Raw genomic sequence first — 25,689 nt, 5'->3', positions numbered from 1 at the left:
ACAGTTCAGGTAACTGTTACAGCGTGTTACATGCAAACGCGGCTGTGCCGCCCACCCTTCGAGGATCTCGCCATGGCCTACGTCATCACCCAGACGTGCTGCAACGACGCAAGCTGCGTCGCCGTCTGCCCGGTCAACTGCATTCACCCCACCCCCGACGAGCGTGAATTCGGGTCGGCGGAGATGCTGCATATCGACCCGCAGACCTGTATCGACTGTGGTGCATGTGCCGACGCATGCCCGGTCGAAGCAATCCTTCCCGACGACAAGCTCGAACCGTCCCAGGCCCGCTTCGCCGAGATCAACGCCGACTACTACCGGGCGCACCCCATGCCGGAAGGCTGGAATCCTCTCGTGCCGACACCGGCTGCGCCGCGGGATCGCGGAACGCTGCGCGTCGCGGTTGTCGGCGCCGGTCCCGCCGCCTGCTATGCGACGCAGGAACTGCTCGAGCGATCCGATGTCGAGGTCGAGATGTTCGATCGGCTGCCGACCCCGTTCGGACTGGTTCGCGCCGGCGTCGCGCCCGATCATCCCGGTACGAAGGCGGTCACCGAGTCGTTCGAGTGGTCCTTCCGTCGCGACGCTTTCGCGTTGCACCTCGACACGGAGATCGGCCGCGACCTCACCCACGCGGAACTGCTCGACCACCACCACGCGGTGGTGTACGCGGTGGGCGCCTCCGCCGACCGTCGCCTCGGCATTCCGGGCGAAGATCTCGAGGGCAGCCACGCAGCCACAGAATTCGTGGCCTGGTACAACGGCCACCCCGACTATGCGAAGCGCACCTTCGATCTGTCCGGTGAACGCGCCGTCATCGTCGGCAACGGCAACGTCGCACTCGATGTCGCCCGTATCCTCGCAATGGACGTCGAGGACCTCGCGCGCACCGACATCGCCGATCACGCCCTCGAGGCGCTGCGGCACAGCAATATCCGTGAGATCGTTCTCCTCGGCCGCAGAGGGCCTGCACAGGCCGCATACAGCAACCCCGAATTCCTCGCGCTCGGCGAGCTCGAGGGAGTGGACATCGTCATCGACGAAGCCGACCTGGAACTCGACGAGGCCGGTGAGCACGCTGTGGCGACGGACCCCGCCGTGGCGATGCGCGTGCAGCTCGCGCGTGAATACGCCGCGCGCGAGGTGCGGGAGGGCAATCGGCGCATAGTCTTCCGCTACCACGCCGTCCCCTCGGAGGTGCTCGGCGCGGACCGTGTCGACGGCGTCCGGGTCGCGCGCACCGAGATGGTGGAAGATCCCGAGGGCGCGCTCGTTGCGCGGGCGACCGATGACGTCGATGACATCGACGCGGGACTCGTCCTGCGGTCGATCGGCTATCGAGGTGTGCCGGTTCCCGATCTGCCGTTCGACGACCGGCGTGCCGTCGTCCCCAGTACCGGTGGCCGCGTCGACGTCGGTGTCTATGTCACCGGTTGGATCAAGCGCGGTCCGAGCGGTGTCATCGGCACCAACAAGGCCTGCGCCAAGGAAACCGTCGCCGCGTTGCTCGCCGACTTCGACTCGGGTCGGCTGGCAGCGCCGCGGGGCAACCGCAGGAGTCTCGGGAAGCTTCTGGCCGAGCGGCGTCCGGACCGCGTCGACCTCGACGGATGGCGGACCATCGACGCTGCGGAACGTGCCGCGGGTCGCGCGAGCGGCCGGCCACGAATCAAGATCACCGAGCGAGCCGCGCTCGTCGAACTCGGTCGCCGCCGCCGTCGACTTCCCCTGATCGGGGCCGTGCGGCGATAAATCCCTTGGGCGCGTCGGCCATCGCCGTTAGGATCGGCAAACGGTGCGCACGCGTTCCGGTATTTACCACGACCACCGGCGCTCTCTCGCGCGGGCCTGCCACCTCGATTCCAATCAGGCGGAAAGCCATTTGCATTCATCGGAGTAGCCCATGACAGCGCCACCTGCAGATTCTTCGGCCTCGGACACGAAACTCGACGCTGCAGTCCTGAAAATTGCGTCGGTGGTGGTGCTCGGTGCCATCATGTCGATCCTCGACGTCACCGTCGTCTCCGTCGCGCTTCCGACCTTCATGTCGGAATTCCAGGCGAGCTACGCGACGGTCGCATGGACGATGACCGGCTACACCCTCGCTCTCGCCAGTGTGATTCCGCTCACCGGATGGGCGGCCGATCGGTTCGGTACCAAGCGCCTCTACCTCACCGCACTCGTTCTGTTCGTGGCCGGCTCGGTTCTGTGCAGCCTCGCGTGGGATGTCACCTCGCTGATCGGATTCCGCGTCCTCCAGGGCTTCGGCGGCGGCATGCTCATGCCCCTGGGCATGACGATCATGACGCGGGCCGCGGGACCACAGCGCGTCGGTCGCGTCATGGCGGTTCTCGGTATCCCCATGCTCCTCGGTCCCATCGGCGGCCCCATCCTCGGTGGCTGGCTGATCGACGTGGCGAGCTGGCACTGGATCTTCCTCATCAACCTCCCGATCGGTGCCGTTGCGCTGCTCACGGCCTTCGTCGTGCTCCCGAAGGATTCGCCGAAGAAGTCCGAATCGTTCGACTTCGTCGGAATGCTGCTGCTGTCGCCCGGCCTGGCGCTGTTCCTGTTCGGTGTGTCGTCGCTGCCGGAGACCGGCACGGTCGCTTCGGCTCGGGTTCTCGTTCCCGGCATCGTCGGGGTCGCGCTCATCGCCGCGTTCGTGTTCCATGCGGTACGCACCGACCATCCGCTCATCGACCTGAGGTTGTTCAAGAACCGGCAGCTCACCTTTGCGGTCCTCACCATGACGGTCTTCGCGATCGGCTTCTTCGGTGCCGGCCTGCTGTTCCCGAGCTATTTCCTCCAGGTGCACGGCGAAACGACACTCATGGCCGGGTTGCTCCTCGCCCCGCAGGGACTCGGCGCGATGCTCACGATGCCCGTCGCCGGACAGCTGGTCGACCGCATCGGGCCCGGCAAGATCGTGCTGGTCGGTCTTGTGCTCATCATCGCGGGCATGTCCGTGTTCACGCAGGTCGGTGTCGACACCGGCTACCCGCTCCTGCTCGGGGCGCTGTTCGTCATGGGCATGGGCATGGGCTGCACCATGATGCCCACGATGACCGCGGCCTTGCAGACGCTCACCGATCACAGCATCGCGCGCGGCTCGACGTTGATGAACATCGTCCAGCAGGCGGCGGGCTCGATCGGCACGGCCACGATGTCCGTGATCCTCACGAGCCGGATCATCGCCCCCGACGGGGCACCGGAAGGGACGACCGGTCAACCCGACGCAGAGATGCTCGCGCAGCTTCCACCCGAGGTGCAGCAGACCGTCCTCGGCTCTCTTGCCGATGCCTTCGGCGACACATTCCTGGTGGCGACGCTCGTCATGGCGGTCGCGCTGATCCCGGCGGCCTTCCTGCCGCGCAGGAAGTCGGCGCAGCCGAGCGATCCGACTGCCGTCGCCCTGCACTGAGTCGTGCGACGAGGGCGGGGCGGTGACGTAGGTCGCGGCCCCGCCGCTGGTGCGCGGCTACGCTGAGCGGGATGTGTCAGCGACCGGAACGGACAGTGTGAATGAGTAGCGACCCCTCCTCGATGTCCCGGCGAGTCGTGTTGTCGAGCGCGGGTACCGCGGTGGCGGCGGGCGCGCTGACGGCATGCGGCGCACCGACCTCACCGGCGCCGCAGCCCACGCCTGCCGCGACCACCACCGCACCTCCAGGACCGGACGCCGAGGTTGTTGCCGCAGTTGCCGACGTGCCCGTCGGCAGTGGCGTGTTCCTGGGAGGAAAGCGACTCATCGTCACCCAGCCGACCGCCGGGGACTTCCACGCGTTCGTTGCGATCTGCACCCATCAGGGATGCAACATCACCGATGTGGAGGACGACCTGATCGTGTGCCGATGCCACGGCAGCAAGTTCGCGCTCGACGGGGCACCCGTCGAGGGGCCCGCGAAGAAACCGCTGAAGTCGCGACCTGCGGAGGCGCGAGGCACGGACGTGGTCGTCGGCTGAAGCACCGCGCGGTAACCGGTGAACGGAAGCCGACCGGACTAGAGTCCGCCATGTGAGTCCAACGCGACGAGACCGACGTCCGCGGGTGCTGCGCGAGGGCACCGAACCCGACCCACGGTTCACCCTCGCCAACGAACGCACATTCCTCGCATGGATTCGCACCGCCCTCGGTCTCATCGCCGCAGCGGTAGCACTCGAGACGTTCGCCGGTGACGTCATCGAACCGGTGGTGCGCACGGCGCTGTCGTGCGTCCTGCTCGGGTTCGCCGTCGTGTTCGTGGTCATTGCGGTGCTGCGATGGATCACTGTCGAGAAGGCCATGCGCTCGGGCCTGCCGTTGCCGTTCCCGTGGGCCGCGTACCTGCTCGCGGGACTGCTGGCGGTGGCGGGGATCGTTCTTGCCGTGGCCCTCGTGGTGTGAGCGCCTATGCGGCACGACGATCCCGGCCTGCAACCCGAGCGCACTTCACTCGCGTGGTTGCGCACCGAAGCTGTGCTCGGCGCGATCGTGCTGGGCTTCATGCGATTCGTTCCTGGGCCCGGCCCGGTCGTCGCGTCGATCGGACTTCTGTGCCTCGTACCTGTGCTGGTACTGCTGTTCAGCTCGAGGAGGAGTCACCGCGCGCGAGTGCGCGGGCTCGACGTGGGTGGCGACACCTACTTCCTGTGGCGCAACCTGCTGCTTGCAGGCACGGTTGCAGCGCTCGGGGTCTGCGCGTTCGTCCTGATCCTGCTCTCAACGTGAGAGTTCGATCAGGCGGGCGCCGCCCTGGGCCGCCGCGCACACCTTCTCCGAACCGACTTCGTCGACCACGACGATCTCGCTCCGGCACAGCGCCTGGCGCTTCGAGGATTCGACGACGCGAGCATGGGCGCGCAGCAGTGTTCCCTGCGCCGGACGTAGGTAGTCGATGGAGAATCCGGTCGTGACTATCGACGGTCCGAGCGCGGTGCCTGCGGCGAATGTGATCGCATTGTCCGCTGCGTACGACAGAACTCCGCCGTGTGCGAATCCGAACTGCTGGAGCAGTTCGGGTCGCAGCGGGATTTCGAGCGTCACGCCCTCCCGGCCGTAGGCCGACAGTTGCGCGCCGATCAGGACGCTGAACGGTTGCGCGGCGAGGACATCTCGGGCTTGGTCGATACCGAATGACGACATGGCCGCATTCTGCCTCAGCGACAGCGTTGGCATATCGTTTCTGCATGACCGAGTGGCCGGATCTCGCAGCGCTGGAGTTGCTCGTCGGCATCGACGACCACGGGGGTCTCGGGGCCGCGGCCCGGATGGTGGGGATGGCGCAACCGAACGCGACGCGGTCGGTCCGGCGCCTCGAGAAGCAGCTCGGTGCCGTGCTCGTGAAGCGCGGCCGGTCCGGATCGGTTCTCACCCCGGAGGGCACGGTGGTTGCGCACTGGGCCAGGGAAGTTCTCGCAGACACGCACCGACTGCTCGACGCGGCAGCGGCGCTCAGCGCCGAAGATCATCCCGAACTCGTGGTCGCATCCTCGATGACCGTCGCGGAACACCTGATCCCGCGATGGCTCGGTGCCTTCCGCGCCGTCCACGACGACGTCCAGATCCAGTTGCAGGTACACAATTCCATGCAGGTGTGCGACATCGCTGCGGCGGGCGGATGCGACGTCGGATTCGTGGAGGGTCCCAGTGTCCCCACCGGCCTGCACAGTGTGGAAGTGGCGCGTGACGAGCTGGTCGTCGTGGTGGAACCGGGCCATCCGTGGGCACACCGTCGTCGGCCACTCACGGTGGCCGAACTCGCTGCGACGCCCTTGGTGGTGCGAGAGGAAGGATCCGGCACACGACGCACCCTCGACCTCGCATTGCAGGAGTACCGACGGCCGGCTCCACTGCTCGAACTGGGCAGCGGAGCGGCGGTGCGCACCAGCGCACTCGGTGGGGTCGGGCCGGCCGTGCTGAGCACCTTCGCCGTCGCCGACCATGTCGCGTCCGGGCAGCTGAAAGTGGTCGCTGTAGATGGGTTGGACCTCTCGCGGGTGTTGCGCGCGGTGTGGCGACCTCCGCGCGTTCTGCAGGGTCCCGCGGGTGAACTCCTACGCATGATCGTCCGGTCCAGGCGGACCGGAGCGACCCGGGGGAGCACCGCCGCACCGTGACGGATCGGCCTTTCGGGAAATCCGGCCGGGAATACCTGTGTGTGGGATTTGCTCCCGAAGCCCCGCTGTACTCCTTGTACGGTCGCAGCGGCTCATGCAGGCAGCACCGAACGACACAGGAGGAAGCATCGCCGTGGTTGGCAGCTCACACACCGGGGGATCAGTGTCGACCGAGCAGAATATGCGCACTGAGGACAGTGCGGATGTGGGGCAGGGGGCGGTCCTGGTGACCGGCGGCACCGGCGGAATCGGTGCCGAGATCTGCCGGAGTTTCGCCGCAGCCGGCCACGACGTGGCCTTCACATATCGAAGCAGGGTGGAGGCGGCCGAACAGTTGGCCGTGGAACTCCGTGGTCTCGGCGTCGTCAGTAGAGGGGACGCCCTCGACTTGTCCGATCCCGAGGCAACCGCCCGCTGGGTGAGTAGCGTCTGCGAACAGTTCGACGAAGTCCGCATCGTCGTGCATGCAGCGGGCCCGCACATACCGATGATTCACCTGTCGGGAGTATCGCCGGCGCAGTTCGGTGCGGCAGTGGATGGTGAGACCAAAGCGTTCTTCAATCTCGTGTCCGCGGTCCTTCCGGAACTGCGTCGCACGACGGGATCGGTCGTGGCCGTCACCACCGCGGCGACGACCCGTTATCCGGTCCGGGACGGGCTCTCTGCGGGGCCGAAGGCCGCGGTCGAATCACTCGTGCGGGCGTTTGCGGCCGAGGAGGGCCGATTCGGGGTGCGATTCAACAGCGTGGGGCCCGGAATGCTCGTCGACGGTATGGCGGACCGGCTCATCTCGTCCGGTGATCTCGACGAACACGCTCTCGAGGTGACCAAGCGGAACATTCCGTTGCGCCGCTTCGGGAACGCTCGCGACATCGCTGAGGCGGTGTTGTTCCTCGCGTCGGATCGCGCCGGATTCATCAGTGGGCAGAAGCTCGATGTCGACGGTGGATACGGGGTCTGATTTCGGCTCGGGCCGGAAGCTTCCACAAAAAACAATCAAGAGCGCTTGATTTATGTGCGGGGTCGTGTGACGCTGGTCGCATGGCGGACTTGCCCGGGCTCTTCGGTGATCTACGCGCCGAAGGCGACGCCCTCGATGCGCTCGTGACCGATCTGTCCGACGACGACTGGCGTCGCGACACCCCGGCGGCGGGATGGACCGTGGCGCATCAGATAGGCCACCTGCTGTGGACCGACCGTGCGGCACTCACCGCGGTCACCGACGCCACCACGTTCGTCGCCGAGACCGCAAAAATCACCGACGCAACGACATTCGTCGACGAAGGCGCCGGTGAGTATGCAGCCCTACCGCCTCGGGATCTACTCGCCGAATGGCGGCACTGCCGCGAATCCCTCGGCCGTGCCCTTGCCGACGTCCCCGCGGGGGAGAAGATCCCGTGGTACGGGCCGCCCATGTCGGCGGCATCGATGGCGACGGCGCGGCTCATGGAGACCTGGGCGCACGGACGTGACGTCGCGGCGGCGCTCGGGACGGCACCCAGGCCGACGACACGCCTGCGACACGTCGCGCACATCGGAGTCCGCACTCGCGACTTCGCGTTCGTCCTCCGCGATCGCGCGGTCCCGGCGGAGCCGTTCCGCGTCGAGCTCGCCGCACCGGACGGCAGCACCTGGACCTGGGGGCCGGACGACGCTGCGCAATCGGTGACCGGTCCGGCACTCGACTTCTGCCTGCTCGTCACACAGCGTGTGCACCGCAGCGACACCGCGCTCGTCGCACGCGGGCCGGACGCCGACGCCTGGCTCGACATCGCGCAGGCATTCGCGGGCCCGCCCGGGTCCGGACGCGAACAAAGTGGGAAAGCGCAGTGAATCGGGAGCGCTCCGCCGTAGTGCGAATCGGTAACTGTTCCGGTTTCTACGGAGATCGCCTGTCAGCGATGCGCGAGATGCTCGAAGGCGGCGAACTCGACTATCTCACCGGCGACTATCTCGCGGAACTGACCATGCTGATTCTCGGCCGCGACCGCATGAAGGATCCCGCCACCGGCTACGCCAAGACATTCTTGCGCCAAGCTGAAGAGTGCATGGGTCTTGCATTGGACAAGGGCGTACGCCTGGTTGCGAACGCGGGCGGACTCAACCCCGCGGGTCTCGCTGCAGCACTGCGCGATCTCGCGGACACGCTCGGACTCGCTCCGAACATCGCTCACGTCGAAGGTGACGATCTCATCGCCCGCGTCGAGGAACTCGGCCTGACCGCCGACCCTCCGCCGCTCACCGCCAACGCCTATCTCGGCGCGTGGGGGATCGTGGATTGTCTGAACGCGGGCGCCGACATCGTCGTCACCGGACGCGTCACCGACGCATCTGTCATCGTCGGTCCAGCCGCCGCCCACTTCGGCTGGGCACGATACGATTTCGATGCCCTCGCGGGCGCGGTTGCCGCAGGGCACGTGATCGAATGTGGTACCCAGGCAACCGGTGGCAACTACGCGTTCTTCACCGAACTCGACACCCTCGAGCGTCCGGGATTCCCGATCGCCGAGATCGAGGCCGACGGATCGTCGACGATCACCAAACACCCCGGGACGGGTGGCGCGGTCACCGTGGGAACCGTGACGGCGCAACTGTTGTACGAAGTCACAGGCGGGCGCTACGCGGGCCCCGACGTCACCACACGTATCGATACAGTCCGGCTCGAGCAGGTCGGCCCCGACCGCGTCAGGCTCACCGGCGTGCGGGGTGAGGCGCCACCGCCCACACTCAAGGTGTGCCTCAACGCGCTCGCGGGATTCCACAACCAGGTCGAATTCATCCTCACCGGCCTCGACATCGAGGCCAAGGCGCAACTCATGCGGCGCCAGATGGAGGCGAACCTGCCGACCCGCCCCGCCGAATTGGAATGGACCCTCGCCCGCACCGACCACCCCGACGCGGACACCGAGGAAGCTGCGAGTGCGCTGCTGCGGTGCACGGTGCGTGACCCCGACCCGAAGGTCGTCGGACGCGGATTCACTGCGGCTGCGGTGGAGTTCGCGCTCGCCGGATATCCCGGATTGTCGCTGACCGCGCCGCCCGGCTCCGGAAGTGTCTACGGCGTGTACACGGCGGGCTACGTCGACGCCGCACAGGTTCCCCACGTGGCCGTTCTTCCCGACGGGTCGCGCGTCGAGGTGCCGGTTGCGGAACAGACCCGGACCCTCGACCCACTCGATGCACCTGAATTGCCCGCGCCGTTCCCCGGCGGTCCCACCCGTCGCGCACCGCTCGGCGCGGTGGCCGGCGCACGCAGCGGAGATAAGGGCGGTGACGCCAACATCGGCGTGTGGGTACGCAGCGACGACGAATGGTGCTGGCTGGCACACACTCTCACCGTCGACCTCATCAAGAGTCTCCTTCCCGAAACCGCACCACTGAACGTCACGCGCCACCTGCTGCCGAATCTGCGGGCCGTCAACTTCGTGATCGAAGGCATCCTCGGCAGCGGTGTGGCATCCCGCGCGAGATTCGACCCGCAGGCCAAGGGTCTCGGCGAATGGCTGCGGTCCCGCCACCTCGACATCCCGATCGACTTCCTGGAGGATCACACATGAGCATCTGGAACAGCCCCGAGCGCCGTGCATTGCGCGAGACCGTCACCGGCTTCGTCGAACGCGACGTCCTGCCGTATCTCGACGAATGGGAGCGCGATGGCGAACTTCCCCGCGAACTTCACAAGAAGGCGGCTGCGCTCGGGTTGCTCGGCGTGGGATTTTCCGAAGAGGTCGGTGGCTCCGGCGGAGACAGTGCCGACACCCTCACCGTGTGCGAGGCATTCCACGAGGCCGGAGCCTCCGGCGGCGCATTCGCATCGTTGTTCACCTGCGGTATCGCTCTGCCCCACCTGATTGCCGCAGGTGATCCCGACCAGATCGACCAATGGGTGAAGCCCACACTCGCGGGCGAGCTCATCGGGTCGCTCGCGATCACCGAACCCGGCGGCGGATCCGACGTCGGGAACCTGACCACCACCGCGGTGCGCGACGGCGACCACTACATCGTCAACGGCGCCAAGACGTACATCACGTCCGGCTGCCGCGCCGATTTCGTCGTCACCGCCGTCCGGACCGGCGGGTCGGGCGCGGGAGGCGTGTCACTGCTCGTGATCGAAAAGGGCACACCGGGGTTCACGGTATCCCGCAAGCTCGACAAAATGGGCTGGCGAGCCTCCGATACGGCCGAACTGTCGTTCGTCGACGTCCGGGTTCCGGTCACCAACCTCGTCGGCGCCGAGAACTCCGGCTTCTTCCAGATCGCCCAAGGCTTCGTTTCCGAGCGCATCGCCCTTGCCGCCCAGGCTTATTCGGGTGCCCAGCGGTGCCTCGACCTGACGATCGCCTGGTGCCGCGACCGGGAGACGTTCGGACGCCCGTTGATCACTCGCCAGGCCGTCCAGCGCACCCTGTCCGACATGACGCGCAGGATCGACGTCGCCCGCGTCTACTCGCGAGCCCTCGTCGAACGGGCAGTCGGCGGCGACCTGGACCTCATCGCCGAGGTGTGTTTCGCGAAGAACACGGCGGTCGAGGCCGGTGAATGGGTCGCGCACCAGGCGGTCCAACTCTTCGGTGGGCTCGGCTACATGGCGGAGTCCGAAGTGGAACGCCAGTACCGCGACATGCGCATTCTCGGTATCGGCGGAGGTACCAGCGAGATCCTCATCGAACTTGCCGCGAAGCGATTGGGGTACCACGGGTGAGCATACTGCCGTCGTCCCTCGATCCCGACTCCGTCGAATTCGGTGCTGCCGCCGACTCGATGCGCGAGCGACTCGCAGACCTGGACGCCGAGAACCGCAAAGCGCTCGCGGGCGGCGGCGAGAAGTACGTCCGCAGGCACCACGACCGCGGCAAACTTCTGCCCCGGGAGCGGATCGAACTGCTGGTCGATCCCGACTCGCCCTTCCTCGAACTCTCGTCTCTCGCGGCCTGGGGCACCGAGTTCCCCGTCGGAGCCAGTGTGGTCACGGGTATCGGCGTCGTCGAAGGTGTCGAGTGCGTGATCGTCGCAAACGACCCGACGGTACGCGGCGGCACCAGCAACCCGTGGACCCTGCGCAAGAGTCTGCGCGCCAACGACATCGCTCTCCAGAACCGGATGCCGCTGATCTCACTTGTGGAATCGGGAGGGGCCGATCTACCTACCCAGAAAGAGGTGTTCATTCCCGGCGGGCGCCTCTTCCGCGACCTCACGCGCTTGTCTGCCGCCGGTATCCCAACCATCGCCTTGGTGTTCGGCAACTCCACTGCCGGCGGCGCCTACATACCCGGCATGTCCGATCACGTCGTCATGATCAAGGAGCGGTCCAAGGTCTTTCTGGCCGGGCCCCCGCTCGTGAAGATGGCCACGGGTGAAGAATCCGACGACGAAGCCCTCGGCGGTGCCGAAATGCACGCCCGCACATCCGGTTCGGCCGACTACTTCGCGGTCGACGAACACGATGCAGTGCGCCTCGGGCGCAACATCGTGCGGAGGCTCAACCACCGCAAGCGCGGACCCTCGGCCGTTCCGAACGCGCCCGAACCCCGGTACGACGCGGAAGAGCTGATCGGGATCGTGCCCGGCGACCTCAAGCGGCCCTTCGACCCGCACGAGGTGATAGCCCGCATCGTCGACGACTCCGATTTCGACGAGTTCAAACCCCTGTACGGGTCGTCGCTCGTCACCGGATGGGCGCAGCTGCACGGATTCCCGGTCGGCATACTCGCCAACGCCCGGGGTGTGCTGTTCAACGAGGAATCGCAGAAGGCCGCCCAGTTCATCCAGCTGGCGAATCGTGCGGACACGCCACTGCTGTTCTTGCACAACACCACCGGGTACATGGTCGGCCGTGAGTACGAGGAACGCGGCATGATCAAACACGGTGCCATGATGATCAACGCGGTCGCCAACTCGACCGTGCCGCACATCTCGATCCTGCTCGGCGCATCCTATGGAGCAGGGCACTACGGCATGTGCGGGCGTGCCTTCGACCCGCGCTTTCTCTTCGCGTGGCCGAGTGCGCGATCGGCGGTGATGGGTGGTGCGCAACTTGCCGGCGTCATCTCGATCGTCGGGCGCGCCGCAGCAGAGTCTCGGGGTCAGGCGTTCGACGAAGCTGCGGACGAGGCGATGCGGGCCGCAATCGAGAATCAGATCGAGGCCGAATCACTGCCGATGTTCCTGTCCGGACGGCTCTACGACGACGGCATCATCGACCCCCGCGACACCCGCACAGTGGTGGGCATGTGCCTTTCGGCGATCGCCACCGCGCCGATCGAGGGCGCCGACAGCTTCGGCGTCTTCCGGATGTGAGGTAGACAGTGACCGACACAGCAAGCAACGCGGTGTTCCAGGCGGGGATCGAGACCGTTCTCGTCGCCAATCGTGGAGAGATCGCCCGGAGAGTGTTCGCGTCGTGCCACCGAGCAGGACTCGGCACCGTTGCGGTGTTCTCCGACGCCGATTCAGGCAGTCCGCACGTGGCCGACGCGGACGTCGCGGTGCGGCTCCCGGGAACCTCGCCCGCAGACACGTACCTCAACGCGGACGCGCTCATCGCGGCGGCGCACGCCGCCGGTGCCGATGCGATCCATCCCGGATACGGATTCCTTTCCGAGAACCACGAGTTCGCACAATCAGTTCTCGACGCCGGACTCACTTGGATCGGACCGCGTCCCGACTCGATCTCCCGCATGGGATCGAAGGTCGAGGCGAAGAAGATCATGGCGGACGCAGGCGTACCGGTCCTCACGGAACTCGACCCGGACCGGGTCACCGACGCCGACCTGCCCGTCATGATCAAGGCGTCCGCAGGCGGTGGTGGACGCGGGATGCGGATCGTGCGGTCGGCGGGAGAGCTGCCCGCGCAACTCGAGGCGGCCCGCCGGGAAGCGGAGTCGGCGTTCGGTGATCCGACGGTCTTCTGCGAGCGCTATCTCGACACCGGACGACACATCGAGGTGCAGGTGCTCGCGGATCGGCACGGCACCGTGTGGGCGGTCGGCGAGCGGGAATGTTCTATTCAGCGCCGGCATCAGAAGGTCGTCGAAGAGGCGCCCTCACCGCTTGTCGAGGCAGTTCCAGGTATGCGCGACAAGCTGTTCGATGCCGCTCGTCGTGCCGCCGAAGCCATCGGCTACGAGGGGGCTGGCACCGTCGAATTCCTGACATCCGGAGATGCGGGCGACTTCTACTTCCTCGAGATGAACACTCGTCTTCAGGTCGAACACCCCGTCACCGAATGTGTGACCGGGCTCGATCTGGTCGATCTGCAACTGCGCATCGCCGACGGCGCCAAACTCGACCCCGAACCACCCCCGGTCCGTGGGCATTCGATCGAGGTCAGGCTCTATGCGGAGGACCCGGCGCATGACTGGCGACCGCAGGCCGGGGTGGTGCACCGGATTACGGTGCCGGGCACAGTCATCGAGTTCGGAGCACTCCGCAGCAACGGTATCCGACTGGATTCGGGTGTCGTCGACGGATCGCAGGTAGGAATTCACTACGACGCGATGCTCGCAAAGGTGATCTCTTTCGCACAGACACGGACGGCCGCCGCACGGATACTTGCACGCGCGCTCATCGGAGCCGAGATCCATGGAATCCACACCAATCGCGACCTTCTGGTGAACGTGCTCCGTCATCCGGCATTCCTGGCAGGCGACACCGATACCGCGTTCTTCGGCACACACGGTCTCGGCACGCTGTCGGCCGCGGTCGCGTCCCCGGAAGCGGAAGCGATGTCCGCGCTTGTGGCCGCCCTGGCGGACTCGGCGAACAATCGCGCCACAGCGACCGTCGGAGCAGGTCTTCCGGCGGGATGGCGCAACTTGCCCTCGGCGCCTCAGACCAAGAAGTTTCTCGGCAACCATGGTGAGCATGAAATCCGGTATCGCCGTACCAGGACCGGACTGGTGGCAGACGAATTCCCCGGCGTCGTCCTTGTCGAGTGCATGCCTGAACGCGTCGTCCTCGACCACGACGGCGTGCGCCGTGAGTTCGCCGTCGCGCGGTACGACGACACCGTTCACGTCGACTCGTCGCTCGGACCGGTCCGGTTACAGGTGGTACCGCGTTTCGCGGATCCCGCATCGCACCGCGACGGGGGATCACTCCTTGCCCCCATGCCGGGCTCGGTGATCGGACTCGGTGCGGCTGTCGGTGACACTGTCACCGCAGGCCAGCCCATTCTGTGGCTCGAGGCGATGAAGATGGAGCACACGGTTACTGCGCCCAGTGCTGGAGTGCTCACCGAGCTCGCGGTCGTCGTCGGCTCTCAGGTCGACGTCGGCACAGTACTTGCCGTCGTATCCGCCGAGGATCAGGTCTCGGGCGAGGATCAACCCGCTATCTCAGGAGAACGCCGATGAGCATCGTCGAAACGGAAGAACAGAAAGCACTCCGAGCAGCCGTAGCGTCTCTGGCCCAACGTTACAACTACGTCGATTACGTACTTCCGAAATCGCGTAGGAACGAGCCGCTGACCGAATTATGGGCGGATGCAGCGAAACTCGGATTTCTCGGTGTGAACCTTCCCGAGGAGTACGGCGGCGGCGGTGCCGGAATCTACGAATTGGCGCTGGTGCAGGAAGAACTCGCGGCGCACGGATGTGGCCTCCTGCTCGTTGTCGTGTCACCCGCCATCTGCGGAACCATCATCTCCAAGTACGGAACATCGGAACAGAAGCAGCAGTGGTTGCCCGGGCTTGCCGACGGATCGAAGATCATGGCCTTCGGAATCACCGAAGCCGACGCCGGTTCGAACTCCCACAAGATCGGCACCGTGGCCGAGCGTGGCGGCGACGAGTGGATTCTGTCGGGCAGCAAGGTGTTCATCTCGGGCGTCGATCAGGCAGATGCTGTCCTCATCGTCGCTCGCACCACGGATGCCCGCACCGGGAAACTGCGTCCCGCGCTGTTCATCGTGCCTACCGATGCCGACGGATTCACCAAGACTCCGATGGAAATGGACATCATCGAACCCGACCGTCAGTTCACCCTCTTCCTCGATGCCGTGCGCCTTCCGGCAGCCGCACTCGTCGGCGAGCCCGACGCGGCACTCGCGCAGTTGTTCGCCGGACTCAACCCCGAACGCATCCTCGGCGCAGCCATGGCCGTCGGGATGGGTCGCTACGCGCTCGATGCCGCAGTGAAATACGCAGGCGAACGCACCGTATGGAAGGAACCGATCGGTGCGCATCAAGGTCTCGCACACCCGTTGGCGCAGCGCAAGATCGAGGTCGAGCTCGCGAAGCTGATGATGCAGAAGGCTGCGTCCCTCTACGACAGCGGGGACGATCTCGGCGCAGCCGAGGCCGCGAACATGGCCAAATATGCAGCGGGCGAAGCTGCTATCGCAAGCCTGGACCAGGCCATACAGACGCACGGAGGAGGAGGACTTACTCAGGAGTACGGTCTCGCCGCGATGCTGGGGGCCGCCAGGATAGCCAGGGTGGCCCCGGTCAGCCGCGAGATGATCCTGAATTTCGTGGCGCAGCACTCGCTGGGACTGCCGCGTTCCTACTAGGGCAGGGGATGTCATGACGCACACCGAATCCGAAGATCCGCTCGTACGCTACGACGTCGCCCACGGTGCCGCGACACTGACATTGGACTCGCCGCACAACCGCAACGCCCTGTCGTCGACCCTGCTGCATCAGCTGCAGAAACGGCTCGGCAACGCGGCCGCGGATCCTCAGGTGCGCGCTATCGTCCTCACGCACACCAGCGGAACATTCTGTGCCGGAGCGGATCTGCGCGAGGCCGGCAGCGCTGATTCGAGGGGGACGCCGGCGGAAGCGGCCGCGGACCGGACCCGCGAGATGACCGGTCTGTTGCGGCAGATCCTCGAAACACCCAAACCCGTTGTCGGGCAGATCGACGGCCATGTCCGGGCCGGTGGGATGGGGATCGTCGGTGCCTGCGACGTCGTCGTAGCGGGTCCGCGCACCACCTTCGCCCTCACCGAGGCACGTCTGGGACTGGCTGCCTCGATCGTTTCCCTGACTGTGTTACCGCGACTGTCGTCGCGGGCTGCCTCACGGTATTTCCTCACCGGGGAGCGTTTCGGTCCCGAGGAGGCCCGTGCGCACGGCCTGGTGACGATCACCGCCGATGACCCGGCCGATACCGTAGCGGAACTGCTCGCCGAGTTCCGCGAGTGCTCACCGCGGGGCCTCGCGGCGTCGAAGCAACTGCTCACGCGACAGATGCTGGACGATTTCGATCGGCACGGTGCTGAACTCGCAGCGCAATCGGCCGAGCTGTTCGGTTCGGACGAGGCAGTCGAGGGGATGACGGCCTTCCTTCAGCGGCGACCCCCGTCGTGGGCCCACCGGTGACCAACCGCCCGGACAGTCCCGGATCGTTCGTATCAGCGATCCGTGGTGGCTCAGCGATCCGTGGTGGTGAGGAGCTCGTGCAGAATTCGCCCGAGCCCCCACCTCAGCGTGTCCAGTTCGGGCAGCGGGACCGTCTGCTGGTAACCGACGAGGCAGTAGAGCGCCGTGCGGGCGAAACCCTCGGCGGCCGCGGCATCGTCCAGGATCGCCGACGTCGCTTCCGCCACCACCAGGTACCGCTGGTAGTCGACGGTGGCCTGCACCGAACGCACCTCCGCGTCGGTGTGTGCCCAGCCACGGATGGACGACTCGGCGTGGTGGGGGAGACCGCACGCGAAGTCGATCAGCAGCTCGAGGCGCCGGACCGGGGAGGCCTCGAGGCGTGCAGTCGCGACGAGCCGGATCGTCTGCTGTTCGAGCCAGTTCGCGAGGAACTCCTTGCGGAACTGCGCCCAGCTGGCGAAATAGTTGTAGAAGGACCCCGTGGTGACGTCGAGGTGTGCGCACAATTGCGCCTGCTTGAGCGCTCCGTAATCGTCCGACGAGAGAAGCTCGATCGCAGCGTCGAAATAGTCCTCGCGTCTCACCAACGTTGCCACAGTGAAACTGCCTTTCCGTCTCGTCCTGGGGTACGAGTGTACGGAGCCGCGATATGACCGGACGGTCTCGGGATCAGGAGAAGGCAGTTATGACGCGCGAACCCAAGCAGGACCGCAGCAGAGCGACACGGCAGCGTCTGCTGGAGGCCACGATCGACACATTGGCCGAATCGGGGTGGGCTGCTACGACGGTCGGGGTCGTCGCGCAGCGTGCGGGTGTGTCACGCGGCGCGACCCAGCATCACTTCCCGACGCGGGAGGACCTCATCACTGCGGCGCTGGAGTTCATGTTCGACAGCCGTATGGATCAGGTCCGCGACGACAACGTCGCTCCCGTCTCGGGCGTTGCCCATACCGAGCGAGTCGTCGCGGGCATCATCGAGCAGTACTCCGGAACCCTGTTCAAGGCGGCGCTGCAGGTGTGGACAGCGGCCGCAGCCGATCCCGTTCTGCGTGAACGCATCGTCCCTCTCGAAGAACGTTTCGGACGGGTCGCGCACCGCGCCGCGATCGTAGAACTCGGAGCCGACGATACCGACCCGGTCGTACACCGCATGGTTCAAGCGACCCTCGACCTCGCGCGGGGCCTGGGTCTTGCCGATGTCCTGACCGATGATTCGCGCAGGCGTGCCGAGATCGTGCGGCACTGGGCCGCTCAGCTCGATGCCGTACTTGTCGATGCGCGCAGTCGACAAGCGGGCGGACGTACGGCTGGGTAGTGTCTGTGCACATGCCTGTCGAGGGGACCGGGCGAACCGGGAGGATCACGGCGACCGTGGCAATGGCCGCGCTCGCCGCAGTGTTCGTGGCGGGGTGCGGGTCAACCGAGGACGATGTGGGTGACGGCGGCCCGGAGACGACCGCGCTGCAGGCCACCGAGCCCGGACCTTTCTTCGGCGAATGCGGTGCGGTCTCGGACGACGAGGTCCGAGAGGCCTTCGCTCTCGGAGAATTCTCCACCGTGACCCGGAACTCGGTGGGATGCGAGTGGGAGACCTACGTCGGTGGCCCGAGCGTGAGCTTCTCGTGGTACCGGGGCAGTCCGATCGGCCGGGAGCGCGCGGGTTCGGATCTGATCGGCCGACCTGCCGTGGACGTCGAGATCGACGGTCGGCCAGGATTCATGGGGTCGGCTCAGAACGAGCTGGGTCAGACCGTCCTGTGCGAAATCGGGGTGGATTTCGGCGGCGATTTCATCCACTGGTCGGTCACGTACGCGAACTTCACGCCAACGGCCGACTCGTGCGCCGTCGCGAGGAACCTCGCCGAACTGAGCGTGGAGAGGGCGCGGTCATGAGTGCGGACATGTCTCGGCCCGGCCGGCGTACAGCGAGCCTGCACGCCAGGCCTCGTCGGATCGTCGTGAGTATCGTCGCGCTCTGCGCCGCCCTTCTGGTGATCACCGGATGTGCGCGCAGCATCGAAGGCCGTGCCGTGCCGCAGGGCGCGGGCGGCGGGCCGGGACTGTCGGCGGAGTTCACGAAATTGCTCACCGAATGCGACGCCGTCACCGACGAGAAGATCGCAGAGACGGTGGGTGCCGCGGCGGTGTACCGAGGGTTTTTCGGGGCCATCTGCCGGTGGGAGGGGGACGGTCCGTCGGGAGTAGTGAAGGTCACGTTCAACTGGTTCGAGACCGGCTCGCTCGACCACGAGCGTCAGGCGGGTGACGAGCTCGGCTACACGGTCGAGGACACCACCGTCGAAGGCAGGCGGGCGCTACAGATGCGTCGACCGAACGACCCGTTGTCCTGTGGCATCTCCGCCGGTGCGGCAACCACGGGGATCTTCGGATGGTGGGTGCAGTACACGACCGGTGGTACGGACCCGTGTGAGGCTGCTGCTACGTTGGCACGGCTCACCCTCAACCTCAGCAGTTGACTTCTCGCTCCTGCCGCGCCGACGTGCGCGGTCATTCGTCGCGTCTCGCTTTGACCGCATGCGCCGCTGCCGGGTATCGTTGTGGGTCGTGTCCGGCATGCCCGGGCCGATCTGTGTGCCTATGCGAGGCGATGCCGTACGCGCGGTCTGTAGATATCTGCAGGTGCGAGTCCCCGGCTGCCTGTGTGGGGGTACGCGACACACCCGACCTCGTGTGCGCACGGGGTGCGAGTGCGGAGCAGTTGCTTCCTTGCTCCAACCGATGGATCCCTAATTTCAGAACAGCCAGTGTTGCTCGCCTGAGCAGCTCCAGACAACGAGAAAGCCGATAGATGCCCACTATCAATCAGCTGGTCCGCAAGGGTCGCCGCGACAAGGCCGCCAAGGTCAAGAGCGCGGCCCTGAAGGGCAGCCCGCAGCGTCGTGGTGTGTGCACCCGCGTGTACACCACCACCCCGAAGAAGCCGAACTCGGCGCTTCGTAAGGTCGCTCGCGTGCGCCTGACCACTTCGGTCGAGGTCACCGCATACATCCCGGGTGAGGGCCACAACCTCCAGGAGCACTCGATGGTGCTCGTGCGTGGCGGTCGTGTGAAGGACCTCCCCGGTGTGCGTTACAAGATCATCCGCGGCTCGCTCGACACCCAGGGTGTCAAGGGCCGCAAGCAGGCACGTAGCCGCTACGGAGCGAAGAAGGAGAAGGGCTGATGCCACGTAAAGGACCCGCTCCGAAGCGCCCCCTCATCGCCGACCCGGTCTACGGTTCGCCGCTGGTCACCCAGCTCGTGAACAAGATCCTCCTCGACGGCAAGAAGTCCACTGCCGAGCGCATCGTCTACCAGGCGCTCGAGCAGGCTCGGGAGAAGACCGGCACCGATCCGGTCGTCACCCTCAAGCGCGCGCTCGACAACGTCAAGCCCGCCCTCGAGGTGCGTAGCCGTCGTGTCGGTGGCGCCACCTACCAGGTGCCGGTCGAGGTTCGCCCCGGCCGTTCCACCACGCTGGCCCTGCGCTGGCTGGTCACCTTCTCGCGTCAGCGTCGTGAGAAGACGATGGTCGAGCGTCTCGCCAACGAGCTTCTCGATGCCAGCAACGGCCTCGGTGCCGCTGTGAAGCGTCGCGAGGACACGCACAAGATGGCCGAAGCCAACAAGGCGTTCGCGCACTACCGCTGGTGAGTCGACGCCGGTCGGGTGGATCTTCATGATCCCCCGATCGGCTGCTCGCACATCTGTGTCGGTCCCGTAAAGGCCGGCTGACAACCTAAGAACATGTGGTCCGCACCCAAGGACCGACACGAGCTACGAGCGGGGTTTACCTGTGGCACAGGAAGTGCTGACCGACCTGAACAAGGTCCGCAACATCGGCATCATGGCGCACATCGATGCCGGTAAGACCACGACGACCGAGCGCATCCTCTACTACACCGGTGTGAACTACAAGATCGGTGAGACCCACGACGGTGCTTCCACCACCGACTGGATGGAGCAGGAGAAGGAGCGTGGTATCACCATCACCTCCGCTGCGGTCACCTGTTTCTGGAACAACAACCAGATCAACATCATCGACACCCCCGGCCACGTCGACTTCACGGTCGAGGTCGAGCGGTCGCTGCGCGTCCTCGACGGCGCAGTCGCCGTGTTCGACGGCAAGGAGGGCGTCGAGCCCCAGTCCGAGCAGGTCTGGCGCCAGGCTGCCAAGTACGACGTTCCCCGCATCTGCTTCGTCAACAAGATGGACAAGATGGGCGCGGACTTCTTCTTCACCGTGCAGACGATCATCGATCGTCTCGGTGCGAAGCCGCTGGTCCTGCAGATTCCGATCGGTGCGGAGGACGACTTCGACGGTGTCGTCGACCTCGTCGAGATGAAGGCGCTCACCTGGCGCGGCACCACTCCGATCGGCACCGAGGCCACCGTCGAGGAGATCCCCGCCGATCTCGCCGACAAGGTCGCCGAGTACCGCGAGAAGCTGCTCGAGACCGTCGCCGAGTCCGACGAAGCTCTCATGGAGAAGTACTTCGGTGGTGAGGAGCTCACGGTCGCCGAGATCAAGGGCGCCATCCGTAAGCTGACCGTCAACTCCGAGCTCTACCCGGTTCTGTGTGGCACCGCGTTCAAGAACAAGGGTGTCCAGCCCATGCTCGATGCGGTCATCGACTACCTGCCCACTCCGCTGGACATCGGCGAGGTCATCGGCCACAAGCTGAACGACGAGGAAACCACCCTCACGCGCAAGCCGAGCAAGGACGAGCCGTTCTCGGCTCTGGCCTTCAAGATCGCTGCGCACCCGTTCTTCGGCAAGCTGACCTTCGTCCGCGTGTACTCGGGCCGGGTCGAGCCGGGCGCTCAGGTGCTCAACGCCACAAAGGGCAAGAAAGAGCGCATCGGCAAGCTCTTCCAGATGCACGCCAACAAGGAGAACCCGGTCGAAGAGGCCGTGGCAGGCCACATCTACGCGATGATCGGCCTGAAGGACACCACGACCGGCGACACCCTGTGTGACCAGGCGAACCCGGTCGTGCTCGAGTCGATGACGTTCCCGGACCCGGTCATCCAGGTCTCCATCGAGCCGAAGACCAAGTCCGACCAGGAGAAGCTGGGCACCGCGATCCAGAAGCTCGCCGAAGAGGATCCGACGTTCTCCGTCGAGCTCGACGAAGAGACCGGCCAGACCGTCATCGGCGGTATGGGTGAGCTCCACCTCGACATCCTCGTCGACCGCATGCGTCGCGAGTTCAAGGTCGAGGCCAACGTCGGTAAGCCGCAGGTTGCGTACCGCGAGACCATCACCAAGGCCGTCGAGAAGCACGAGTTCACCCACAAGAAGCAGACCGGTGGCTCGGGCCAGTTCGCAAAGGTCATCATCGCCCTCCATCCCTTCACGGGCGAGGACGGCGCGACCTACGAGTTCGAGAACAAGGTCACCGGTGGACGCGTTCCGCGCGAGTACATCCCGTCGGTCGACGCCGGTGCCCAGGATGCTCTGCAGTACGGCGTGCTCGCGGGCTATCCGCTGGTCAACGTCAAGGTCACGCTGCTCGACGGTGCGTACCACGACGTCGACTCGTCCGAAATGGCGTTCAAGATCGCCGGCTCTCAGGCACTGAAGGAAGCGGCCCGCAAGGCTGCCCCGGTGATCCTCGAGCCGCTCATGGCCGTCGAGGTCACGACACCCGAGGAGTACATGGGTGACGTGATCGGCGACCTCAACTCCCGCCGTGGCCAGATCCAGGCCATGGAGGAACGCAGTGGTGCCCGTGTCGTGAAGGCGCTGGTTCCGCTCTCGGAGATGTTCGGTTACATCGGGGACCTGCGGTCGAAGACTCAGGGCCGCGCGAACTTCTCCATGGTGTTCGATTCCTACGCAGAGGTTCCGTCGAACGTCTCGAAGGAAATCATCGCCAAGGCCACCGGCGAGTAACCTTCGGGTTGGAACCGGTCGTCTGCACGACCAAGTAATACAAACCGCACTGCTGCATACTGCACGCAACAACAGTCCAGGAGGACATTCCAGTGGCGAAGGCGAAGTTCGAGCGGACCAAGCCGCACGTGAACATCGGCACCATCGGTCACGTCGACCATGGCAAGACGACGACCACGGCTGCGATCACCAAGGTGCTGGCCGATAAGTACCCGGATCTCAACGAGAGCTTCGCGTTCGACCAGATCGACAAGGCTCCCGAGGAGAAGGCTCGTGGTATCACGATCAACATCTCCCACGTCGAGTACCAGACCGACAAGCGCCACTACGCGCACGTCGATGCTCCGGGTCACGCGGACTACATCAAGAACATGATCACCGGTGCTGCTCAGATGGACGGCGCGATTCTCGTTGTCGCCGCCACTGACGGCCCGATGCCGCAGACGCGCGAGCACGTGCTGCTCGCTCGCCAGGTCGGCGTGCCCTACATCCTCGTCGCCCTGAACAAGGCCGACATGGTCGACGACGAGGAAATCCTCGAGCTCGTCGAGATGGAGGTGCGCGAGCTCCTCGCTTCGCAGGAGTTCGACGAGGACGCTCCGGTTATCCCGATCTCGGCTCTCAAGGCTCTCGAGGGTGACGAGAAGTGGGTCAAGTCGGTCGAGGACCTCATGCAGGCCGTCGACGAGTCCATCCCGGATCCGGTTCGTGAGACCGAGAAGCCGTTCCTCATGCCCGTCGAGGACGTCTTCACCATCACGGGTCGCGGCACGGTCGTCACCGGCCGTATCGAGCGCGGTGTGATCAACGTCAACGAAGAGGTCGAGATCGTCGGCATCCGCCCCGATTCGACCAAGACCACGGTCACCGGCATCGAGATGTTCCGCAAGCTGCTCGACCAGGGTCAGGCCGGCGACAACGTCGGTCTCCTCGTCCGCGGCATCAAGCGCGAAGACGTCGAGCGTGGCCAGGTCGTCATCAAGCCCGGCACCACCACTCCGCACACGGAGTTCGAGGGCCAGGCCTACATCCTCAACAAGGAAGAGGGCGGCCGTCACACGCCGTTCTTCAACAACTACCGTCCGCAGTTCTACTTCCGTACCACGGACGTGACGGGCGTTGTGACCCTTCCCGAGGGCACCGAGATGGTCATGCCCGGTGACAACACCGAGATGTCCGTCAAGCTGATCCAGCCGGTCGCCATGGACGAGGGCCTCCGCTTCGCGATCCGCGAGGGTGGCCGTACCGTCGGCGCCGGTCGCGTCACGAAGATCATCGCGTGAGTTAGTACTCACTGACGCTCGAACGGCGTCCACCCTCCGGGGTGGGCGCCGTTCGGCGTTTCTGTGAAGAAGTGTCGTCGTGCAGTGAGCAGGTCAGGGTGAAGGGTCGTTCAGCGGACCTCGCTCGCGGGGTCCAGATGCAGGAGTATCTGGGTCGCGACACGGGCACCGCCGACTGCGGCGGCGGCCCGACGCGCAGCATCCTCCGCGCAGGCCGTGAATTCGGAGACATCGATGCCGGACTCGGCCTGGACGGTCACCGACAGTGTCGGTAGGTGCCGTTCCACGACCGCGCGGCTACGCACCGACCGGACACCGGGAAACGTTTCGAGCTCTCGCGCCACCCCTGTTGCGACCGGACCGAGGTCGACGCCGAGCGTCGCATCGGTCACCTCGTCGTACAACTCCACGGTCGAGGTCCGGCGCCTCGACAGGTTCACGACGAGCAGCACGATCCCGATCGCGCAGCCCGCGGCCAGGACGGTCCACAATGCCGGTGTCCACCACGGTTGATCGGGAAGGTCCATGATGAGCGGCCGGTCGAGATCGGCGAGTCGCTCACGTGCGAACGGCACCCGCCACACCCAGGCCAGTGCAAATGCGCCTGCGCCGAGGAAGGCACATCCGACCACGAAGGCGAAGAACCGGTTGACGAGCACGGTGCGGAGTTTCACGGCAGTGTTCCCGTTTCGTTGGTGGGGGCAGGCGCTTCGTGGCGCGAAACCTTCAGAACCAGCGGAATCGGGTCTGCCAGCAGTGCCAGCCGCGGTTCCACTTCCGCGCGGATGGTGTCGTGGAGATCGTCGATCGCGCTGTCCGACGCCGCGACGACACGGATCAGTGCGCGTCTGCGGTCGACGACGGTCCGCGCGTGAAGTACACCGGGCAATGCTGCTGCGCGCGCGCTGCACATTCGGGCGATGTCGGTACGTCGCATCCAGACGGTCGGAACTGTGCCGGACTGCGTCAACGGCAGGTGGGTGCGCCTGCGCGGCTTCAGTGCCACCGCGATCGCGGAGACTCCGAGGAGAACGAGTACTACTGCAACGGGTGCGATCCACGGATGCCAGTGCAGCCGTCCGAACCATTCGAACGAGTTGCGGATCCACGGCGCGCCGTCGTAGGTGCCGCGAACGATGAACAACTCCCGTGCGGCGACGAACGCGAGACCGAGCGCGCCGAGTGCGATGAGCGCCGCAGCAGGGGCCGCCGCCGGTGTGGCGAGCGGCGGCAGCGGTGGTGTCACGGGAATGTCGGAGCGGGGCCCGGTATTCCCGGCGACGATGTCGGATTCCAGATACTCGACGGGCACGGACTGCTCGACCGGCTCGTCTTCGACTGCGCGCGCGGTCGACACGATCAACACGTTGAGTTCGTGCACCACAAGTCCGGTGTACTCGTGCAGATGCCATGCGACGGCGTCGTGCACACGCCGCGTGAGCGCAGCCGCGTCGTAGGGCCATTCCGCCGCTATGTAGAGATTGACCGCCACGGCACTACCCGCGGTGATCACCTCGGCGCGGGGTAGTTCGCGACCGGTGAGCAGGCTCATGCTGCTGCTCTGCCGGACGACGTGGGGTACTTGCAGCGCGGCGGCAGCAGCGATCCGCTCGATGGCACGGTCCTTGATGGTGAGGCTTCCGCGTGCCCCTGCGAGATCGGACGATTCTGGTTCGGAGGGGGCGGCCGGAGGTGCAGGGTCAGCCACGGCCACGGCTTCGCAACAGCGCGCCCAGGTCGAGGATGCCGTCGCGGTGCGCGCCGATGGCGGCTCCGAGTGCGCCCAGCAGTACTGCGAAAAGCAGCCCGCTGAATCCGCCCAGAATTCCGGCCAGGGCGAGCAGTAGGCCTGCGATGAGTCCGACAACGGTGTTGGTCGTTGGGTTGTGGTTCATCGGGACCTCGCCAGGATGCCCCGTCGTTCACGGCGGGCAGGAATGGTGTTCGACATGTCGGACCCTTCTGTTGTCATGGGCAGATGAGGACCGCGTACAAGGTCCGGGCCTACCCGGATCCCGAACAGTCGGCGCTGCTGCGCCGCACGTTCGGTTGCGTGCGCGTCGTGTGGACCAAGACCCTC

The 25,689-nt window shown here is 65.9% G+C and carries 27 protein-coding genes; 22 read left to right on the top strand and 5 right to left on the bottom strand.

Going from position 1 to position 25,689, the window contains the following annotated elements:
* Positions 1-72: 72 nt before the first annotated feature.
* From MWU77_RS04485 to MWU77_RS04465, 5 genes are all read left to right on the top strand, one after another.
* Positions 73-1,752, top strand: a complete 1,680-nt coding sequence (locus MWU77_RS04485) for an FAD-dependent oxidoreductase (RefSeq protein WP_169690123.1) — start codon at positions 73-75, stop codon at positions 1,750-1,752.
* Positions 1,753-1,903: 151 nt separating this feature from the next.
* Positions 1,904-3,424: a DHA2 family efflux MFS transporter permease subunit gene (locus MWU77_RS04480; protein ID WP_169689984.1), complete on the top strand. Its 1,521-nt coding sequence runs from the start codon at positions 1,904-1,906 to the stop codon at positions 3,422-3,424.
* Positions 3,425-3,525: 101 nt separating this feature from the next.
* Positions 3,526-3,966: a Rieske (2Fe-2S) protein gene (locus MWU77_RS04475; protein WP_169689983.1), complete on the top strand. Its 441-nt coding sequence runs from the start codon at positions 3,526-3,528 to the stop codon at positions 3,964-3,966.
* 52 nt (positions 3,967-4,018) lie between these two features.
* A complete protein-coding gene (locus MWU77_RS04470; RefSeq protein ID WP_169689982.1) occupies positions 4,019-4,387 on the top strand; it encodes a DUF202 domain-containing protein in 369 nt (122 codons plus the stop codon).
* A 6-nt stretch (positions 4,388-4,393) separates the two neighbouring features.
* Complete coding sequence (locus MWU77_RS04465; RefSeq protein WP_169689981.1) at positions 4,394-4,711, top strand: DUF202 domain-containing protein; 318 nt, start codon at positions 4,394-4,396, stop codon at positions 4,709-4,711.
* On the opposite strand, the gene MWU77_RS04460 is transcribed toward MWU77_RS04465, so the two are convergent.
* A complete protein-coding gene (locus tag MWU77_RS04460) occupies positions 4,703-5,125 on the bottom strand; it encodes a PaaI family thioesterase (RefSeq protein WP_240959891.1) in 423 nt (140 codons plus the stop codon). The two genes, MWU77_RS04465 and MWU77_RS04460, sit on opposite strands and share 9 nt — an antisense overlap.
* Before the next feature lie 44 nt (positions 5,126-5,169).
* On the opposite strand from MWU77_RS04460, the gene MWU77_RS04455 reads away from it, so the two are divergent.
* The 9 genes from MWU77_RS04455 (at position 5,170) to MWU77_RS04415 (ending at position 16,424) form a co-directional block, all read left to right on the top strand.
* Positions 5,170-6,099, top strand: a complete 930-nt coding sequence (locus MWU77_RS04455) for a LysR family transcriptional regulator (RefSeq protein ID WP_169689979.1) — start codon at positions 5,170-5,172, stop codon at positions 6,097-6,099.
* Between the two features lie 181 nt (positions 6,100-6,280).
* A complete protein-coding gene (locus MWU77_RS04450; RefSeq protein WP_247273070.1) occupies positions 6,281-7,060 on the top strand; it encodes an SDR family NAD(P)-dependent oxidoreductase in 780 nt (259 codons plus the stop codon).
* 80 nt (positions 7,061-7,140) lie between these two features.
* Complete coding sequence (locus MWU77_RS04445) at positions 7,141-7,932, top strand: TIGR03084 family metal-binding protein (protein WP_169689977.1); 792 nt, start codon at positions 7,141-7,143, stop codon at positions 7,930-7,932.
* Positions 7,933-8,000: 68 nt separating this feature from the next.
* Complete coding sequence (locus MWU77_RS04440; RefSeq protein ID WP_247273069.1) at positions 8,001-9,656, top strand: acyclic terpene utilization AtuA family protein; 1,656 nt, start codon at positions 8,001-8,003, stop codon at positions 9,654-9,656.
* Positions 9,653-10,801 (top strand): acyl-CoA dehydrogenase family protein, encoded by a 1,149-nt coding sequence (locus MWU77_RS04435; protein WP_247273068.1) that lies wholly within the window; start codon positions 9,653-9,655, stop codon positions 10,799-10,801. The genes MWU77_RS04440 and MWU77_RS04435 overlap by 4 nt, the downstream gene beginning before the upstream one ends.
* Positions 10,798-12,396, top strand: a complete 1,599-nt coding sequence (locus tag MWU77_RS04430) for a carboxyl transferase domain-containing protein (RefSeq protein ID WP_247273067.1) — start codon at positions 10,798-10,800, stop codon at positions 12,394-12,396. Before MWU77_RS04435 ends, MWU77_RS04430 begins: the two co-directional genes overlap by 4 nt.
* Positions 12,397-12,428: 32 nt before the next feature.
* Entirely contained in the window at positions 12,429-14,453 is a 2,025-nt protein-coding gene (locus tag MWU77_RS04425; RefSeq protein ID WP_247273415.1) for a biotin carboxylase N-terminal domain-containing protein, read from the top strand.
* The gene (locus tag MWU77_RS04420) at positions 14,450-15,610 is read left to right on the top strand and encodes an acyl-CoA dehydrogenase family protein (RefSeq protein WP_247273066.1); all 1,161 of its coding nucleotides are present in this window, start codon (positions 14,450-14,452) and stop codon (positions 15,608-15,610) included. Before MWU77_RS04425 ends, MWU77_RS04420 begins: the two co-directional genes overlap by 4 nt.
* Before the next feature lie 13 nt (positions 15,611-15,623).
* Entirely contained in the window at positions 15,624-16,424 is an 801-nt protein-coding gene (locus MWU77_RS04415; protein WP_169689973.1) for an enoyl-CoA hydratase family protein, read from the top strand.
* A gap of 50 nt (positions 16,425-16,474) precedes the next feature.
* Here the strand turns inward: MWU77_RS04415 and MWU77_RS04410 are convergent, their stop codons facing one another.
* Positions 16,475-17,023, bottom strand: a complete 549-nt coding sequence (locus MWU77_RS04410) for a TetR/AcrR family transcriptional regulator (protein WP_169689972.1) — start codon at positions 17,021-17,023, stop codon at positions 16,475-16,477.
* An 89-nt stretch (positions 17,024-17,112) separates the two neighbouring features.
* On the opposite strand from MWU77_RS04410, the gene MWU77_RS04405 reads away from it, so the two are divergent.
* The 7 genes from MWU77_RS04405 to tuf all read left to right on the top strand — a co-directional run bounded on the left by MWU77_RS04405 (position 17,113) and on the right by tuf (position 23,609).
* Complete coding sequence (locus MWU77_RS04405) at positions 17,113-17,742, top strand: TetR/AcrR family transcriptional regulator (protein WP_169689971.1); 630 nt, start codon at positions 17,113-17,115, stop codon at positions 17,740-17,742.
* 11 nt (positions 17,743-17,753) lie between these two features.
* Positions 17,754-18,320 (top strand): DUF3558 domain-containing protein, encoded by a 567-nt coding sequence (locus MWU77_RS04400; protein ID WP_206040353.1) that lies wholly within the window; start codon positions 17,754-17,756, stop codon positions 18,318-18,320.
* Between the two features lie 8 nt (positions 18,321-18,328).
* A complete protein-coding gene (locus MWU77_RS04395) occupies positions 18,329-18,904 on the top strand; it encodes a DUF3558 domain-containing protein (RefSeq protein WP_169690119.1) in 576 nt (191 codons plus the stop codon).
* A 332-nt stretch (positions 18,905-19,236) separates the two neighbouring features.
* Positions 19,237-19,611 carry a 30S ribosomal protein S12 gene (gene rpsL / locus MWU77_RS04390; protein WP_169689970.1) on the top strand — a complete coding sequence of 125 codons (375 nt, stop codon included), beginning with the start codon at positions 19,237-19,239 and terminating at the stop codon, positions 19,609-19,611.
* Positions 19,611-20,081, top strand: a complete 471-nt coding sequence (gene rpsG / locus MWU77_RS04385) for a 30S ribosomal protein S7 (RefSeq protein ID WP_054714779.1) — start codon at positions 19,611-19,613, stop codon at positions 20,079-20,081. Before rpsL ends, rpsG begins: the two co-directional genes overlap by 1 nt.
* A 142-nt stretch (positions 20,082-20,223) precedes the next feature.
* Complete coding sequence (fusA, locus tag MWU77_RS04380) at positions 20,224-22,326, top strand: elongation factor G (RefSeq protein ID WP_169689969.1); 2,103 nt, start codon at positions 20,224-20,226, stop codon at positions 22,324-22,326.
* Between the two features lie 92 nt (positions 22,327-22,418).
* A complete protein-coding gene (tuf, locus tag MWU77_RS04375) occupies positions 22,419-23,609 on the top strand; it encodes an elongation factor Tu (RefSeq protein ID WP_169689968.1) in 1,191 nt (396 codons plus the stop codon).
* Positions 23,610-23,719: 110 nt separating this feature from the next.
* Here tuf and MWU77_RS04370 read toward each other — a convergent pair whose 3' ends face one another.
* The 3 genes from MWU77_RS04370 to MWU77_RS04360 are packed head-to-tail and all read right to left on the bottom strand — an operon-like array spanning position 23,720 to position 25,504.
* Entirely contained in the window at positions 23,720-24,283 is a 564-nt protein-coding gene (locus MWU77_RS04370) for a hypothetical protein (RefSeq protein WP_169689967.1), read from the bottom strand.
* Positions 24,280-25,317 (bottom strand): DUF6286 domain-containing Asp23/Gls24 family envelope stress response protein, encoded by a 1,038-nt coding sequence (locus MWU77_RS24920; RefSeq protein ID WP_247273065.1) that lies wholly within the window; start codon positions 25,315-25,317, stop codon positions 24,280-24,282. Before MWU77_RS24920 ends, MWU77_RS04370 begins: the two co-directional genes overlap by 4 nt.
* Positions 25,310-25,504: a hypothetical protein gene (locus MWU77_RS04360; protein ID WP_054714775.1), complete on the bottom strand. Its 195-nt coding sequence runs from the start codon at positions 25,502-25,504 to the stop codon at positions 25,310-25,312. Before MWU77_RS04360 ends, MWU77_RS24920 begins: the two co-directional genes overlap by 8 nt.
* Positions 25,505-25,587: 83 nt before the next feature.
* Between MWU77_RS04360 and MWU77_RS04355 the strand changes: the two genes are divergently transcribed.
* Positions 25,588-25,689: helix-turn-helix domain-containing protein (locus tag MWU77_RS04355; protein WP_247273414.1), on the top strand; the 102-nt coding region annotated here is incomplete at its 3' end.

Source organism: Rhodococcus sp. F64268 (assembly GCF_023015605.1).
GTDB lineage: Bacteria > Actinomycetota > Actinomycetes > Mycobacteriales > Mycobacteriaceae > Rhodococcus.
The sequence above is the reverse complement of the archived record's forward strand: the minus strand, read 5'-3'. Positions and strand labels throughout refer to the sequence as shown.

Coding starts and splice junctions, on each gene's coding strand:
- MWU77_RS04485 (WP_169690123.1), top strand. CDS start 73: ATGGCCTACGTCATCACCCAGACGTGCTGCAACGACGCAAGCTGCGTC.
- MWU77_RS04480 (WP_169689984.1), top strand. CDS start 1,904: ATGACAGCGCCACCTGCAGATTCTTCGGCCTCGGACACGAAACTCGAC.
- MWU77_RS04475 (WP_169689983.1), top strand. CDS start 3,526: ATGAGTAGCGACCCCTCCTCGATGTCCCGGCGAGTCGTGTTGTCGAGC.
- MWU77_RS04465 (WP_169689981.1), top strand. CDS start 4,394: ATGCGGCACGACGATCCCGGCCTGCAACCCGAGCGCACTTCACTCGCG.
- MWU77_RS04460 (WP_240959891.1), bottom strand. CDS start 5,125: ATGTCGTCATTCGGTATCGACCAAGCCCGAGATGTCCTCGCCGCGCAA.
- MWU77_RS04455 (WP_169689979.1), top strand. CDS start 5,170: ATGACCGAGTGGCCGGATCTCGCAGCGCTGGAGTTGCTCGTCGGCATC.
- MWU77_RS04450 (WP_247273070.1), top strand. CDS start 6,281: ATGCGCACTGAGGACAGTGCGGATGTGGGGCAGGGGGCGGTCCTGGTG.
- MWU77_RS04445 (WP_169689977.1), top strand. CDS start 7,141: ATGGCGGACTTGCCCGGGCTCTTCGGTGATCTACGCGCCGAAGGCGAC.
- MWU77_RS04440 (WP_247273069.1), top strand. CDS start 8,001: ATGCGCGAGATGCTCGAAGGCGGCGAACTCGACTATCTCACCGGCGAC.
- MWU77_RS04435 (WP_247273068.1), top strand. CDS start 9,653: ATGAGCATCTGGAACAGCCCCGAGCGCCGTGCATTGCGCGAGACCGTC.
- MWU77_RS04420 (WP_247273066.1), top strand. CDS start 14,450: ATGAGCATCGTCGAAACGGAAGAACAGAAAGCACTCCGAGCAGCCGTA.
- MWU77_RS04415 (WP_169689973.1), top strand. CDS start 15,624: ATGACGCACACCGAATCCGAAGATCCGCTCGTACGCTACGACGTCGCC.
- MWU77_RS04405 (WP_169689971.1), top strand. CDS start 17,113: ATGACGCGCGAACCCAAGCAGGACCGCAGCAGAGCGACACGGCAGCGT.
- MWU77_RS04400 (WP_206040353.1), top strand. CDS start 17,754: ATGCCTGTCGAGGGGACCGGGCGAACCGGGAGGATCACGGCGACCGTG.
- MWU77_RS04395 (WP_169690119.1), top strand. CDS start 18,329: ATGTCTCGGCCCGGCCGGCGTACAGCGAGCCTGCACGCCAGGCCTCGT.
- rpsL (WP_169689970.1), top strand. CDS start 19,237: ATGCCCACTATCAATCAGCTGGTCCGCAAGGGTCGCCGCGACAAGGCC.
- rpsG (WP_054714779.1), top strand. CDS start 19,611: ATGCCACGTAAAGGACCCGCTCCGAAGCGCCCCCTCATCGCCGACCCG.
- MWU77_RS04360 (WP_054714775.1), bottom strand. CDS start 25,504: ATGAACCACAACCCAACGACCAACACCGTTGTCGGACTCATCGCAGGC.